The organism is Limnoglobus sp. (assembly GCF_059499385.1).
In genome coordinates, this window is the sequence record NZ_JCABYM010000143.1 from 101,176 (window position 1) to 116,875 (window position 15,700).

The window sequence follows — 15,700 nt, forward strand, 5'->3', positions numbered from 1 at the left end:
CACGGCTGTTATATCGGTTACAGAGCGCCGCGCCATTCAGAATTCCCCAGCAATTACCGGTCCGGACGCACCAGGATTTTCCCGGACAGGGTTCCGGCCTTCTTCAACGTGTTTTCCTCTTGAAGTTGGTGTGCGGCGGCCGACTCCGCGAGCGGGAACGTGCGGCCGATGCTCGCCCGCAACTTCCCGGCGACGAGCCACCCGTTGATCTGCTCGGCGCACGCCCGTTGTTGCTCTGGCGGGGCGTTGAACATGGCGAAGCCGAACATCGCCAGCCCTTTTACGTAGAACGGCCCGTTCGGGAACACCGGCCGCGCGGCGCGACCGGCCATGACGACGATCCGGCCGCGCGGGGCCATGAGGTCCACCGTCTTGTCGAAGTCGGCGGGCGGCAGCGTCTCGAACCACACGTCCACGCCCTTGCCGCCGGTCGCGTCCTTCACGGCCGAGGCAACGTCATCCGTCTTGTAGTTGACAACCACGTCCGCCCCGAACGCCTTCGCCGCTACCGCTTTCTCCGCCGAGCCGACGGTCGTGACGACGCGAGCGCCGACGGCCTTCGCCATCTGCACGACGGCCGACCCGACGCCGCCGGTCCCGCCGTTGACGAACACCGTCTCGCCGGCAGTCAGGTTCGTGCGGTCGAACAGGCCGAGGTGGGCCGTGATGCCGACGAGCGCGACTGCCGCCGCGTCCGCGTCCAAGACGTTCGCCGGGGTTGGGTACAGCCATTTCTCATCGACGGCGGCAAACTCCGCGAGCGTCCCCTGCCGCCCGGCGAGGCCCTGGTTCGACCCCCACACCCGGTCGCCGACCTTGAACCGCGCGACGTTCGGCCCGACGGCCTCGACCGTGCCCGCGAGGTCGCAGCCGGGGATGAACGGCTTCGGCAGGTTCGCCGCGACCAGACCGCCGCGGATGTACGTGTCGATGGGGTTCACGGCCGACGCGAGCACGCGGACCAGCACTTCGCCCACCTTCGGCTCCGGCGTCGGTAACTCGCCGACACGAATCACGTCCGGCGGTCCGGGGGCGTCGATGTACGCGGCCTTCATGATGAACCCCTCGCGGTGGAATCGTCCGGCGTCGTTCTACGGAACCGCACGGCCGCGAGCGTGAGGTACAGGCCGACGCCGCCCCACGCCGTGACACCGCAGGCTTGCAACCGCGGGTCGAATTGTTCGGTGAACGCGAGGACCAGCAGGAACCCGCTGAAAACGGTCGGCAGGATCGCCCACCGGCGGGTTCGGCAGGCGTGCAGGGCGACGGCCCACGCGGGGAGCAGCCAGCAGAAGAAGTACGTCCACGCCAGCGGCGACGAGAGCACGACGAGGATCAGCACCATCGCCGTTTCTTGGGCATCTGCTTCGGGCGTCGGCGCGAACCGGCAGCGGGTCGCGGCCAACAGCACGAGGCCGAGGACGCCGACCGCGGCGAGGCCGATCAGCTGCGACGCCTGTGGCGACAGGTTCACGACGTTCACGCGGACGTGTTCGCCCGAGTCGAGGTCGCGGGTCAGGCGGTGGGCCACCGACACGAGCGACTGGTTCCGCCGCGTGAAGCCCGTGCTGGACCGGGCGGCCATCGTGTTCCCGGACTGGTCGCCGACCATGAGGCCGAACCACTGCCGCACTTCCTCGGAGTTGCGCCCGACCCCGCGGACCGCGCCGGGCAGGACGACGACGAACACGCCGACGGCAAAGATGGTCGCAAGAATCGCCCGTTCTTCCCGCCGCACGGCCCAGTAAACGAGGAGTGGCAGCGGGAAGACTTTGATCGCAATTGCCAGGCCGAGGCAGGTTCCCGCAAGCCACGACCGCTGATGGCGAAGCAGTTCCATCGCCATCAGGACGAGAAAAAGCAGGAAGAGATTCACCTGTCCGAGCAGGAACAAATCGTAGACGTACAGCCCGCCCAGCACGACCGTGAGCAGGTAGTACCATCGCGGGTGGCCCCGCCAGCGGCCGGTCGCGGCGCGGATCGACAGGTACACGCACCCCGCCCACGAGAGCGCCGTTCCCACCACCAACACGACGACGAATGCAACCGGCCCGAGGGCCGTCAGCGGCGCAAAGAAAAGGACCGCCGCCGTCGGCGGGTACATGTACGCCACTTCGCCTTTCGGCCCGAGTTGGTACAGCGGCCCGTCATCGCGGACGACCTGCCCGATGCCGTACCAGAGGGAGTAGTCCTTGTTCGATTCCGGGCGGCGAATCGAGTTGATGACGGGCGTGACGGCGAAGGCTACGGAACAAAAGAGGATTACCCAAAGGACGGACGGCAAACTTTCCTGTCGGGGGGCCGACATCGCCGCTCCTGAGGTTCTGCCGGCTCTTGTGGAACCCTGAGCGGAAGCGACGGGGTGTTGGACCGCCTCCCCACCCCGTCGCTTCCGCTCAGGGTTCCACAAGAGCCGACATTTGCAGATTCCGTCGCGTCCGTAGTTGTACGCGAACCGCGCCCGCTTTACTATCGGTATCACCCACTCACCGCTTCCTCTTCACCTGGTGAATCATGTCCAACCCCACCCGCAGAACCTTCCTCGGCACGGCCGCGACCGCCGCAGCACTAGCCGCGACCACCCGCGCCGCCGCGGGCGACAAGCTCGTCGTCGGCGTCATGGGCATGGGCGGCCGCGGCACGGAACTGTCGAAAATCTTCGCCGCCCAGCCGAACGTGACCGTCGCCTACGTCTGCGACCCGGACCCGGCACGGGCGGGGAAGGCGGCGGACGGGCTGGTGAAGGCAAACCGGCCGAAGCCGGAGGCGGTCGCGGACTTCCGCAAACTTCTCGACGACAAGGCCGTGGACGTGCTGGTGTGCGCCGCCCCGAACCACTGGCACGCCCCGGCCGGCATCTTCGGGTGCGCGGCCGGCAAGCACTGCTACATCGAGAAGCCGTGCAGCCACACGCCGCGGGAGGGGGAGATGCTCGTCGCGGCGGCGCGGAAGCACAACAAGGTCGTGCAGATGGGCAACCAGCGGCGGAGCTGGCCGAAGGTGCAGGAGGCCATCGCGAAGCTGCACGAGGGGATCATCGGCCGCGTCTACTTCGCGCAGGCGTGGTACATGGCCAACCGCGAGTCGATCGGCGAGGGCAAGCCCGGCGACCCGCCGGCCGGCCTAGACTACGACCTGTGGCAGGGGCCGAGCACGCGGAAGGAGTTCCGGTCGAACTACCTGCACTACACCTGGCACTGGTTCTGGCACTGGGGCAACGGCGAACTCGGCAACAACGGAATCCACACGCTCGACCTGCTCCGCTGGGGGTTGGGCGTCGAGGCCCCGGTGAAGGTCACGTCCGCCGGCGGCCGTTACCGGTACAAGGACGACCAGCAGACGCCGGACACGCACGTCGTCAGCTACGATTTCGCCGAGGGCAAGACGGCGACGTGGGAGGGACTGAGCTGCAACCGCAACCCCGGCGGCAACGCGTTCGACTGCCTGTTCCACGGCGAGAAGGGGACGATGACGATCAGCGACAAGGCGTACACGGTCTTCGACCCGAAGGGCAAAGAAATCTCGACGGAGCCGGTGAAGGGCGGGGACACGGCGATCCACGTCGCGAACTTCCTGGCGGCCGTCCGCGGCGACGCGAAGCCGAACAGCGAGATCGCGCTCGGGGCGACGAGCACGCTGTTGTGCCACCTGGGGAACATCGCCCACCGCGTCGGCCGGACGCTGCACTGCGACGCGAAGACGGGGGCGATCCACAACGACCCGGACGCGATGAAGCTGTGGACGAAGGAGTACGCCCCGGCGTTCGAGCCGAAGGTGTGACGGGCGATCATGGTTTTCAGGCCAACGGCCTGGGAGCGCTCAGCCCAGGGCCAGGAGTGGAGCGACGCCGCCCTGGGTGGGGATCGCAACCACCCCGCAGGCTGAAAGCCTGCGACAAGCGCGGCCGGCGCGTCGGACGCCCGCCGGCGTGTGAGGCACGGTTCCGGCGCGGCAACCGCCCGCGCCCAGGGCGTTGCTCTGGGCTGAGCGCTCGCAGGCTTTCAGCCTGCCGGGTGGTTGCGATCCCCACCCAGGGCGGCGTCGCTCCGCTCCTGGCCCTGGGCTGGGTTCTCACACCCCTTCGGGGTGAAAACACATTAGCGATTGCTCATCCCGTTCATCACTGACGTGACTGGAGGTTTGACCGTGCCATCCCCGCGCTGCACCCTGCTGCCGCTGCCGGATCATCAGGTCGCGTTCCTCATCGACGGCCGCGAGCGCCTCCGGTGGCACGACGGCCCGCAACACCCGCGGCCGTTCTTCTACCCGCTCGTCGGCCCGGCGTCCGGGCTGTCGCTCACGCGAATGGGGCACCCCGGCGCGCCGGACCACGACCACCACCGCTCCATCTGGTTCGCGCACCACAAGGTCCTCGGTATCGACTTCTGGGGCGACCGCTCCCCGGCCCGCGTCCGGCAGCTCGACTGGCTCGCGTACCAGGACGGCGACGCCGAGGCGGTCATGGCCGTGAAACTCGGCTGGTTCGACGGCCACGACCCGAAGCCGCTCCTGGAACAAGAACTCTTCGCCGCCGTCCGGCCGGGGCCGCGGGACGAGACGCTGCTCGAACTCCAGACCGCGTTCCGGCCGACGGCCGCGAGCCTGGAGTTCGGCAAGACGAACTTCGGGTTCCTGGCGGTCCGCGTGGCGAAGGCAATCTCGGCGTTCTTCGGCGGTGGGGTCATCACGAACAGCGACGGCAAAACGGGCGAACCGGCGATTTTCGGACAGCCGGCGAAGTGGGTGGACTACTCCGGCGAGCAGCCCGGCGGGCACGCGGAAGGGGTCACGTTCTTCGACCACCCGTCGAACCCCGGCCACCCGACGGCCTGGCACGTCCGCGAGGACGGCTGGATGGGCGCGTCCGCCTGCTTCCGCGAGCCGCGGACGATCACGAAGGCCGAGCCGCTGACGCTCCGCTACCTGCTCCACGCCCACCGCGACAAGCTCGACCCGCCGCGGGCAAACGCGCTGTTCGACGAGTTCGCGGCCATGAAGCCGTTCATGTTGGTGAAAGCCCCGGCGAAGCACACAGCCTGGGGCGTCAAGCGCGGTTGAGGCAACTTGCCGGTCGTGCCAAATCTTCCGCCGGGTTTGTACGGAAGCACTGAAGTTGAAGAAGTTGCACGCCGCTCCCGCCCGTTCAACGCACACATCCCGCGGCCGCGCGGCGGCGAGTCTTTGTTTCGAGGCGGTTTCTGCTTTCTTTCGGCCGTGACGTGTGTTTGGCACGGGCCGTGCGATTGTTCCCGGCATCAACCGGAACCCCTAGCACGGAGGCCACAACCATGTGCAACAATAACGCGACCCAAGCCGCCGAAACCACCACCTCGACGCGGTCCGTCGAAGACATGCTCCACGAGATCGCGTTCGTCCTGCGGATGACCCGGAAGGTGACCGGCGAGATGAAGCGGGACCGCCGCGAGGCGATGGTCGAGAAGCTGCAACGCCGCGGCACGAAGCTCGACGAGCTACTCGCGCTGCCGGTCTGATTCACCGCATTGAACGCGGTGGCCGCGGGGCGAGTTCCAACCGGCCGGTGTTGCTCCGGGCGAGTTGGAACCCCGCCTCACGGCAGGCCGGCCCACTTCCGCAGGACCCATTCGAGCGTCAGAAGCACCAGGAAGATGCCCAGCACCCACCACGACCGACGGAGGGGGCGCTCGATGAAATACTCCCGCGTGGCCGACTGCGCCGCCAGCGCGTCGATCAGTTCCTTCGCCGTCTCGATGGAATACACCTTCCCGCCGCCCGCCTGGGCGAGTTCTTCCAAGAGCGACAGGTTCGCCGCGAGATCGACGAGTTCCTCGTTGTCCGGCGGCGCGACCTCGAACGTACACCGCAGCTTCGTCGCGCGGCCGTCGGGGCCGGGCGGGCCTTGAAGTTGGTCGGCCCACTCCGGGATTTCCAACTCCACCGCGTACTTGCCCGGCGTCAGGTCGTGGGCCTTGCCGCTCAGGTCCCGCGGCCGGCCCTCCGGGTGCGTCAGCGGGATGAGGCCGACCGGCGTTTCCTTCCCGTCCACGTCCTCCGGCAGCCGGATGACCCGCGCCCCCTTGAGGGCGTTCGGGCCGAGCTTCTTCACCGCGTCGGACGTGCGGACGACGACCTCCACGTCCTGCCCGCCGGCGTAGATCGGCTCCCGCGTGCCGAACCGGATCGTGCCGCTGGCGTTCGTCACCGGCAAGAGCCGGTCGGACGCGGCCCATTGCGCCACCTGCCCCCAGAACCGGTGGTGGAAGAAGTCGCCGGTCTTGAACCGCCACCGCCACGTCGAGTCGATGCCAACGTACAACACCCGGCCGAACCCGTAGCTGTGCCGGGCGATCACGGCCCGGTCCCGCGGCCCGCCGCCGGGCACGGCCGCCAGCGACTCGGCCCCGTCCTTCAGCTCGCCGACGGCGGCCCAGTAGTGCAGCGGGAACCGGTCCCACGCCGCCCGATTCTGCCCGGCCGAGTCGCCCATCGAGAGGAACCAGCTCCGCTCCCCCTCGCCGGTGATGTTCAGCGGGAACCCGTCGTCGCTGTTGAACGGCTTCGGGTTCTTGATCGGCAGCAGCTTGCGGAACGGCTCGTTCTCTTGATCCGCGTAGACCATCGGCAGCGCCCGCTTCCCGGCCAGCATCACGAGCGTCCCGCCGGCCTCGGCGACGTACTTCTCGATCGCCTCCCGCTGGGCGGGGTTCATCTGCGTCGGCTCCACGTCGCCGAGGACGATGCAGTCGTAGGACGTGAGCACTTCCAGGTCGTCCGGCAGCTTGTTCGCCGGCGTGCCCATCTTGCGGAGTTCTTCGTCGCTCAGCTTGCCGAGCCGCGGCTGGCGGAACACGACGCTCCGCACGTCCATGTTCGGGTCGCGGCCGAGGCAGGTGTGCAGGTAGTGGAACTCCCACCGGCTCTCGCCGTCGATGAGCATGACCTTCGCCCGGTCCTTGACGACGTTGACGCGGGCCGTCCGCTTGTTGTTCTCCGGGAACCGGTCCTTGTCGCCGGCCTCCGCGGTGACGGTCATCAGTTGCGGGCCGGGTTCGTCCATCTTCGCCTTGAACGTCAGCGGATAAACGGCGTCCCGGCCATCGTGGTCCACCGACTCTTCCAGCGGCGGCTTCCGCTGCCCGTCCGGGTTGGTCGGGAAGTCGAGCGTCACCTTCACCTTCCCGGCCGGCCAGCCGGTGATGCGGACGCCGACCTCGACGGGGACGATGCTCCCTTTAAACACGGTCGCGGCCTGGGCCTGGGCCGTGACGACGGCGATGTCCGTCGGCGGGTCCTTCGGGGCGATGGCGACGGAGAAGATCGGAACCTTCCGCTGCCCGAGTTCGCCGGCGCGGATCGCCGGGGACTCGCCCCAGTTGTGGCGGCCGTCGGTCAGCAGCACGACGCCGAGCAACTTCGCCCCCTTGTCCTCGTTGCCGTCGCCGGCCGACTCCGCGGCGCGGGCCAGCGGCAGCTTCAAGTCGGTATAAAGCGTCGTCTGGCCGTCCTTCTTCGTCGGGGAGAGAGCCTCTCTCAGCCGTTCCGCCGTGGCGGGCAGCGCGACCACGTCTTTCCCGAAGCCGATGAGTTCGAGCTGGTGCTTCTCCTTCACGGCGTCGATCAGGCCGAGGCCGTCCTTCGTGAGTATCCGCGAGCAAATCTCCAACCGGTTCACGTCGTCGATCTTCTTGATGACGGCCGCGAACCGCTCGGCCTCGCCCGCCGCGCCGAACCCGAACCGCGGCGCGCCGCCGGATTCGCTATCCTTCGCCCACGATTCGAGTTGGGCGTCGGTCGCTAGGTCCGGCACGAGCTTGAGCGCCTTCGCGATCCGCAGTTTCTCCGCCGTCGGCCGCGACGGGTCGGTCACCTTCATGCTGTCCGACCGGTCCACGGCGATCAGCACCTTGCCGGGGACTTCCTCCTTCACTGACCGGGCCAGCACCGGCTCGAACGCGAGCGTGACGAAGACGACCGCGAACGCCGCGATCCGCAGGCCGACGAGCGCCAGGGCGAACCGCCGGCGGATCAGCCGCATCTCGTACCGGTAGAGCAGCACGAGTAGCGCGAAAAAGAGGACGACGCACAGCAGCGTCAGCCCGCCGCGGGTGGAGGCGGACAGGCCGGGAAACGGCAGCGACAGCCGGAGGAAGGCGTCGGTGAACGGGAGGCTAACGGAGGTCATGGACGCCCATCGACGCGCGGGGACTGAACAAGCCGTAGGTAAGGAAAAGTATACCGTATCCGCGGTGCGAAAGAGTGAAACAAAAATCATTAGGACCGACCTACCTTGTCGATTCGGCCATTCAAAGATTAGAGTTTCACCAACGAATCTCTCCCGAGCCGTCATGTTGAAGACGTGTCCGAACTGCGAGCGGTCCCTCTCCGAGCAAACGGACGCGCGGTTCTGCATGTATTGCGGCAAGCCCCTCGACGACACCCGCATCCGCGGCCTCGCGAACGTCGGCGACTCCAGCGCCGCGTCCGAATCCCCCACCCTCATCCTCGATCCGGTTTCTGACCCGGACCTCACTACCGACTACCGCACCACGTCCCACCCGGAGCCGCAACCCGACCCGCCGCCGCCCGAGCGGGTGGGGTGCTACCGGTTGCTCCGCAAGCTCGGGACCGGCGGGATGGGGCAGGTGTTCGAGGCCGAATCCGACGACAGCGGCGAGCGGGTCGCTCTCAAGCTGCTGTCGCCGAAGCTCGTGACGAACCCGACCTCGGTCGAGCGGTTCAAGCAGGAGGGCCGCCTCGCCAGCCAGATCAGCCACCCGCGGTGCGTGTTCGTGTACGGCGTGGACGCCGACGAGGGGCGGCCGTTCATCGTCATGGAGCTGATGCCCGGTAGCACGCTCAAGGACCTCGTGGACAAGCGCGGCCCGATGGCATGGGACCGGGCCGTCCACCGCATCCTGGACGTGCTCGACGGCCTCATCGAGGCGCACCGACTCGGGATGCTCCACCGGGACGTGAAGCCGTCGAACTGCTTCCTGACGGACGACGACCGGGTGAAGATCGGCGACTTCGGCCTGTCGAAGTCGCTCGACAGCCGCCACCAGCAGAAGCACCTCACGAGTTCCGGCGCTTTCCTCGGCACGGTCCTGTTCGCCTCGCCGGAGCAAATCCGCGGCGACGAAGTTAGCTACGACTCGGACGTGTACTCGGTGGCGGCAACGTTGTACTACTTGCTCGTCGGCCGGCCGCCGCACCACCACACGAGCATGACGGCGGCGTTGGCGAAGGCGATCTCCGAGCCGCCGCCGTCGATCCGGGCGCAGCGGCCGGACGTGCCGCGGGAAGTCGAGCGGATCGTGTTCCGGGCGCTCGACCGCGACCGCAACCGGCGGTACGGGAGCCTGGAGGAATTCCGCGACGCGCTGCAGGACGTGCTGCCGGAACGGCAGCGGCCGCCGCGGATGCGCGACCTCGTGTCCGCGTACCTGATCGACGTGATGTTCTGCATCCTGTTCCTCACGATCCCGTTCGTCGTGCTGTACGACTTGATCGTCGCGAAGCCGAGCGTCGCGGACGGGATCGAGGGGGACTGGCTGTTCCTTGCCATCCTCATCGCGTACTTCACCGTCTCGGAAGGGTGGTTCGGCTCGACCGTCGGCAAGCTGCTGTTCCGCCTGCGGGCGACCCGGCTCGGCCAGGTCGGGCGGCCCGGCCCCGGCCCGGCGTTGACCCGCACGGTCGTGTTCCACGTCATCGTCGTCGCGCTGTTGATGCTCGCCGGCGTCTTGATGCTCGTGCCCGCCGTCGGGCCGGTCGTCGGCGTCGCCGTCCTGTTCGCGGGCGTCGTCGGGCTGTTCCTTCAGCGGAAGCAATCGAGCACGCAGCAGGGCGTCCACGACTACGCGAGCGGCTGCCGGGTCGTGCAGCGGCCGCGGAGCGAGCACCGGCCGCGGCTGAAGAGCCAGTTCGAGAACCCGTTGGAACACCCGACGGCCGACCCGCAACTGCCGGCCGTCGTCGGCGGGTTCTCCGTCCGCGGGCGACTCCAGGACCTCGCGGACGGCGCGGCCGTGTGGGTCGCCGAGGACGAGTCGCTGAACCGGCGGATTCTGTTGTGGGTCCGCCCGGCGAAGCTGCTCCCGGACGGGCTGCCGCCGTCCCCCGTGCGGCCGGGGCGGTTGCGGGCCGTGAGTACCGGCGAACTGGTCTGGAACGACGGGGCCTACGGGTGGGTCGCGTTCGTGGCCCCGACCGGCGCGCCGCTCGTCGATGTCGTCACGAAGGAACACCTGCTGTCGTGGGCCGACGCCCGGATGGTCCTCGAACAGGTCGTGCTGGAACTCCAGGACAGCGAGGCGGACGGCAGCACGCCGGCCCGGCTGGGCGTCGATCACTTGTGGGTCGAGCCGAACGGCCGTGTTCACCTGTTGGAATTCCCGATCCCGCCGAAGCGGCTCAAGGCCGTGCCCGCGTCGCCGAACGCATTGGAATTGGTCCGGCAGGTGGCCGCCGTCACGCTCGAAGGGGGCGTGAAGCCGTCGGGGACCGGCATCGAGTCGCCGCTCCCGCCGCACGCGACGCGGGTGGTCGAGCGGCTGTTCCGGGCGGACGACCCGCCGACGCTCTTGGCCATGCACGAGGAGCTACTCGCCAGCCACGCCCACCAGCCGGAGGTGACGAGCGGGATGCGGACGGCCCACCTCGGCCTCGTACTCGCGATCTCCGGGTGGGCGCTGTTCGCGGCCGTCGTCCTGTCCCTGGGGTTCTGCGTCCGGTACGCCGTCCGGGCCGACGAGGCCGCGAAGCAGACGCTGGCCGTCCTGCACGCCCTCGATTCGCCCGAAGTCGTGGCCGCGTGGCGTGAGAACAGCCCGTTCCTCCGGGACGTGCTGGCCCCGGAACACCTGCCCGGCATGAAAGCGGCCCTGGCCACGGAGCACGCCCGCGCGGTCGAGCGGTTGCAAAATCAACGGGAGACGTTGAGCCGGCCGGAGCGCGTGTTGGCCGACAGCTTGAGCGCGTTCCAGAACGCGCCGGACGAACTGTTCCGGCAGCCGGAGTACCACGCCGTGGCCGAATACCGGCTGCTGCTCGCCGCCGGCGGGCGGAATAACCCGGAGGCGGTCGAGGGGGAGGCCCGGCGGGTTCACGCGGCCGGCGACTCGTTCCTCCTGGTGCTGATCGTCGTCGTGTTCGCCGCGTTCGCGTTCGCGTTCCGCGGTGGTGTGTCGTACCTGCTGTCCGGGATCGCCCTCGTCCGCCGCGACGGCCGCCCGGCGGGCCGGTGGGTGTGCGCCCTCCGCGAGGTCGTGATCGGCGCGCCGATGTTGATCGTGCTTCTGTTGAACACCTGGGTCCAGGCCCTACACCCCGACTGGGTGTACGTCCGGCTCGGGTTCGTGATGCTGACCGTGGTGACGTTCCTCGGCTACCTGATCGTCGGGCTGCGGTACACCCACCAGGGGCCGTATGACGAGTTGGTGGGAACCTACATGGTCCCGGCCTGACCGGCCGGCCGGCGGAACTCGGCCGCGTACCGCGGCGCAACGAGGACGACGAGGGCGAAGACGCCGATCAGCAGCGACGGCATTTCCAACAGGACGGCAAAGTCGAACTGCCCGGCCGCGTGGCCCGGCCGCACGGTCCGTTCACGCAGCGTCCACCCGCCGACGGCCAACACGCCGAGCGAAGAAAGAATTCCCAACCACCAGCCCCAGCCGTGCCGGGCCGTCACGCCGCCGCTGGCGAGGACGTTCAGCCCGGCCACCACGAGACGGACCGCGGCCGCGGCGTACACGGCCATTTCCTCACCCTCGGCCCGCTTCCAGAAACTCGCGGCCGAGTAAATCGCGCCGACGACGAGGAACGCGGCGGACACCCAGAGCAGCTGCCCGACGGCATCGACCATCGGGCTACAATCGTCGAACGGGTCGAGCCGGCGGTACGGCATCACCGGCGCGGCGGTTGGCTCCGTGCTCCCGGTTCGATCCACTACCTCGAGCGGGACGAGCGGCTGGGCCACGGTCACGAACGGCCCCTCCGCGGCCAGCGCCCGTTCGGCACACCCGCAGCCGGGGCATGCCACGAGTTTGCCGAGGTTCCCCGAAGTGGTCGTCAGCCGAATCCGACAGACGCGGCACGGCCGGATTTCGACCGTCCCTTCCAGGAGCAGTTCGTTCGGGTCCAGCGCCACGGCGGTGACGGGTTCGCTCATCCGGCCTCCGGTCCGAAAAACTTTCCTCTCGCACCCAGACGTATTCGGGGCTAGAATCCATCTTAATCAAACGGGTTCTCCTGCCAGCGTCGCTCCCGCGACCCGAACCCGGTCCCGCCTCGAGGGTTTCCATGCCTTCCCTCCGCCGCGTTTCGCTCGCGCTCGTCCTGCTCCTGTCGGCCGTGCCTGCCGCGTTCGCCCTGCCGCCCGTCGAGGGCGAGCGGAAAGACCTGATCGGCCAGCCGACCGGCCTGCAGATTAGCCCGAATACCGTCACCCTTACCGGCGTCCGCGACGCCCGACAGCTCGTCGTCACCGGGCAGTACGCGAACGGCCAGCTCCGCGACCTGACGCCCGCCGTTGACGTGAAGGTCGAGCCGGCCGGGATCGTGGAAGTTTCGGACGGCCTGTTCCTCCGCGGGAAGAAGGACGGCACGGCGAAGCTGACGATCACCGCCGGCAGCCAGACCGCGACGGCGACGATCACCGTCTCCAAGATTTCCGAGGCGACGCCGGCCAGCTTCCGGCACGACGTGGTCGCCGCGCTGAACGTCGGCGGGTGCAACATGGGCGCGTGCCACGGCACGCCGAGCGGGAAGAACGGGTTCAAGCTCAGCCTTCGCGGGTTCGACCCGGCGGCGGACTACCTGCAACTCAGCCGCGAGCAGTTCGGCCGCCGGTCGGACAAGCACAACCCGATGGGCAGCCTGTTCCTGCTGAAGGGCATGGGCCGCGTGCCGCACGAGGGCGGGTCGCGGTTCGGGCCGAGCAGCCTGCCGGCCGAGATGGTCGCCGCGTGGCTCGGCGAGGGGATGCAGGACGACGCCCCGACGTTGCCGGCCGTGCAGTCCGTGACGGTACTCCCCGGCTCGCGGGTGCAGCTCGCCCCGGCGAAGTGGCAGCAACTCGCGGTCGTCGCCACGTTCGCGGACAAGAAGGCCCGCGACGTGACCCGGCTGACGAACTTCAGCAGCAGCGACCCGGCCGTGGCCGACGTGACGCCGACCGGCCTCGTCGAGTTCAAGCGGCCCGGCGAAGTGGCCATCCTGTGCCGCTACCTCGAAGAGATGGTGTCCGTCCGGCTCATGTTCCTCGAACCCCGCGAGGGGTTCCAGTGGCCGAAGACGCCGGAAGCGAACTACGTGGACACGCACGTCTTCGCGAAGCTGAAGCAGATGACGATCCTACCGTCCGACGTTTGCACCGACTACGAGTTCGTCCGCCGGGCGTACCTCGACAGCATCGGCCGACTGCCGACCATCGACGAGTCGAAGGCGTTCCTGACGGACAAGGCCGCGGACAAGCGGGCGAAGCTGGTGGACCATCTGATTCAACAGCCGGAGTTCTCGGACTTCTGGACGCTGAAGTGGGCGGACATCCTGCGGTCGAGCCGGAAGACGATCCAGCTCAAGGGGTCGCACGCGTTCCACGAGTGGCTTCGCAACAAGATCGCCACGAACACGCCGATCGACGTTATGGTGCGGGAGTTGCTGACGGCGGACGGGAACACGTTCAACAACCCGCCGGCGAACTACTACCGGATCGCGAAGGACCCGCAGAGCTTGGCAGAGAGCACGGCCCAACTGTTTATGGGCGTGCGGATGCAGTGCGCGAAATGCCACAACCACCCGTTCGAGCGGTGGACGCAGGACGACTACTACGGGTTCGCGGCGTGGTTCGCCCGCGTGAAGCAGAAGCCGGAGCCGGGCGTCGCGAAGGCGAACGCGGCGACGGCGGCCGAGGTCGTGTTCACGGCCCGCGAGGGCGAGGTGACGCAGCCGCGGACCGGGAAGGTGATGAAGCCGCGGTACATCAGCGTCGGCGACGCGGACGTAAAGCCCGGCCAAGACCGCCGCGAGGTGCTGGCCGAGTGGCTCACGTCGCCGGGCAACCCGTTCTTCGCCAAGAGCGTCGTGAACCGCGTCTGGTTCCACCTGATGGGCAAGGGGATCGTGGACCCGGTGGACGACTTCCGCGACTCGAACCCGTCGAGCAACGACGAATTGCTCGACGCGCTGGCGAAGGACTTCGCGGCGAAAAAGTTCGACCTGCGGCAACTCGTGAAGACGATCATGACCTCGCGGACGTATCAACTGTCGGCCGTGCCGAACGAGACGAACAAGGACGACGCGAAGTACTTCTCGCACGCCGTCACGAAGCTGCTGACGGCCGAGCAACTGCTCGACGCGCTGTGCGACGTGACGGCCGTGCCGGAGAAGTTCGCCGGGCTGCCGGCCGGGACGCGGGCCGTGCAACTTGTGGACGGCGAGGTGAACCACCCGTTCCTGAAGGCGTTCGGCCAGCCGGCGCGGGAACTAGCGTGTGAGTGCGAACGCGAGAGCGACGGCAACCTCGGCCAGGCGCTGCAGCTCATCAACGGCCCGACCGTGAACGAGAAGGTCCGCAACGCGGCGAACCGCCTCGGCACGCTGCTGACGGCGAAGAAGTCGGAGGCCGAGATTCTGGACGAGATTTACCACGCGGCGCTGGCCCGGCCGGCGTTCGACGACGAGAAGAAGGTCGCCCTCGGACACATCGCGAAGGGGGCCGACAAGCGGAAGGCGTGGGAGGACGTGCTGTGGGCCGTCATCAACACGCGGGAATTCCTGTTCCGCCATTGATCACGAAGTGAAAGGAAGAAGCCCGGCCGAACGGCCGGGCTTCGTTTTTTTGATCGTGGGGAGTTACTTGATCGGCAGCGTCACGACACCGTACCCGTGGGCCGTCCACACACCCGCGGCCGCCATCATCACCATGCCGGCGAGGCCCATCGCCCACTTCGCGGACGGGTGCGTCAGCGACTCGCCGCCGAACACCTTCAGGCACTCCTCGGCCACCCAGTTCACCGCGTACACCGGCCACGCCAGCACCGGCACGCCGGCGGTCGCCGCGGCCTCCGCCGGCGGTTCCACCGTCGTCGTCGGCTCCGGGTCGTTCGACGGCATCGGCAGCGGGTTGACGTTGATCTCATCCAGTTTGATCCGGCCGAACTGCGGCATCTCGACCGCCGCGACGAGCGGCACTTCCGCCGGCGGGCAGTACGGCAGCGACGGCGTGACCGGGACCGTTGGCGTCGCGAACATCGCGTCGTTCGACACCGTCGGCGGCGTCGGCTCGGCCGGCTCCGGCGGGTCCGGCGGCAGCAGGTACTTGCTCGTGACCGGGGCCTCGTGGCGGGTGACGTCGATCGGCTCCGGCATCGCCGTGAGATCGACCTCGTCCGCCGCCGCTTCCTCCGGCGACGCGAAGCTCGGCACGGTCAACGGGGCCGCGACGTAAGGTTGTTTGGGGGCCGCCGGCGTCGGCCGGTCCACCCGCCACGACTCGCCGACCGGCGGCAGCGGTAGCTCGGCCGGCATCGCAACGGGCTTCGGCTCCGTCGTCGGCGTCGGCAAGGCGAGCATCCGCTGGAGGAGGGCGTCCAACTCTTCGAGTTGTTGCCGGGTCAGGTCGTTGGCCGAGGGGGTGGTCGTCATCGCGTATCCGTCCACGCGGGGTGGGTCGTCCAGTGGCGAAGTTTACGCAAACGGCCCGTTCGGTAAAAGATCA

Annotated in this window: 10 protein-coding genes; 5 read left to right on the forward strand and 5 right to left on the reverse strand. The window is 68.5% G+C overall.

Annotated elements, in window-relative coordinates; all coding sequences use genetic code 11:
- Positions 1-53: 53 nt before the first annotated feature.
- Positions 54-1,055, reverse strand: a complete 1,002-nt coding sequence (locus tag AC5JJ2_RS24850) for an NADPH:quinone reductase (RefSeq protein ID WP_495860741.1) — start codon at positions 1,053-1,055, stop codon at positions 54-56.
- Entirely contained in the window at positions 1,052-2,308 is a 1,257-nt protein-coding gene (locus AC5JJ2_RS24855) for a glycosyltransferase family 87 protein (RefSeq protein WP_495860742.1), read from the reverse strand. The genes AC5JJ2_RS24850 and AC5JJ2_RS24855 overlap by 4 nt, the downstream gene beginning before the upstream one ends.
- 206 nt (positions 2,309-2,514) lie before the next feature.
- On the opposite strand from AC5JJ2_RS24855, the gene AC5JJ2_RS24860 reads away from it, so the two are divergent.
- The 3 genes from AC5JJ2_RS24860 (at position 2,515) to AC5JJ2_RS24870 (ending at position 5,492) form a co-directional block, all read left to right on the forward strand.
- Positions 2,515-3,780, forward strand: coding sequence for a Gfo/Idh/MocA family protein (locus AC5JJ2_RS24860; RefSeq protein WP_495860743.1), 1,266 nt, complete (start codon positions 2,515-2,517; stop codon positions 3,778-3,780).
- Positions 3,781-4,146: 366 nt separating this feature from the next.
- On the forward strand, positions 4,147-5,058 hold the full coding sequence (locus AC5JJ2_RS24865; protein ID WP_495860744.1) for a DUF6807 domain-containing protein: 912 nt from the start codon (positions 4,147-4,149) through the stop codon (positions 5,056-5,058).
- Between the two features lie 230 nt (positions 5,059-5,288).
- Positions 5,289-5,492 (forward strand): hypothetical protein, encoded by a 204-nt coding sequence (locus AC5JJ2_RS24870; RefSeq protein WP_495860745.1) that lies wholly within the window; start codon positions 5,289-5,291, stop codon positions 5,490-5,492.
- A gap of 77 nt (positions 5,493-5,569) precedes the next feature.
- Here the strand turns inward: AC5JJ2_RS24870 and AC5JJ2_RS24875 are convergent, their stop codons facing one another.
- Positions 5,570-8,161, reverse strand: a complete 2,592-nt coding sequence (locus AC5JJ2_RS24875) for a hypothetical protein (RefSeq protein WP_495860746.1) — start codon at positions 8,159-8,161, stop codon at positions 5,570-5,572.
- A 163-nt stretch (positions 8,162-8,324) separates the two neighbouring features.
- Here AC5JJ2_RS24875 and AC5JJ2_RS24880 point away from each other — a divergent pair, with 163 nt between their 5' ends.
- Positions 8,325-11,444: a protein kinase domain-containing protein gene (locus AC5JJ2_RS24880; RefSeq protein ID WP_495860747.1), complete on the forward strand. Its 3,120-nt coding sequence runs from the start codon at positions 8,325-8,327 to the stop codon at positions 11,442-11,444.
- Here AC5JJ2_RS24880 and AC5JJ2_RS24885 read toward each other — a convergent pair.
- Entirely contained in the window at positions 11,426-12,151 is a 726-nt protein-coding gene (locus AC5JJ2_RS24885; protein ID WP_495860748.1) for a hypothetical protein, read from the reverse strand. The genes AC5JJ2_RS24880 and AC5JJ2_RS24885 overlap by 19 nt on opposite strands.
- Before the next feature lie 131 nt (positions 12,152-12,282).
- Between AC5JJ2_RS24885 and AC5JJ2_RS24890 the strand changes: the two genes are divergently transcribed.
- Positions 12,283-14,772 (forward strand): DUF1553 domain-containing protein, encoded by a 2,490-nt coding sequence (locus AC5JJ2_RS24890; protein WP_495860749.1) that lies wholly within the window; start codon positions 12,283-12,285, stop codon positions 14,770-14,772.
- Positions 14,773-14,835: 63 nt separating this feature from the next.
- Here AC5JJ2_RS24890 and AC5JJ2_RS24895 read toward each other — a convergent pair whose 3' ends face one another.
- Entirely contained in the window at positions 14,836-15,627 is a 792-nt protein-coding gene (locus tag AC5JJ2_RS24895) for a hypothetical protein (protein ID WP_495860750.1), read from the reverse strand.
- Between the last annotated feature and the right edge of the window lie 73 nt (positions 15,628-15,700).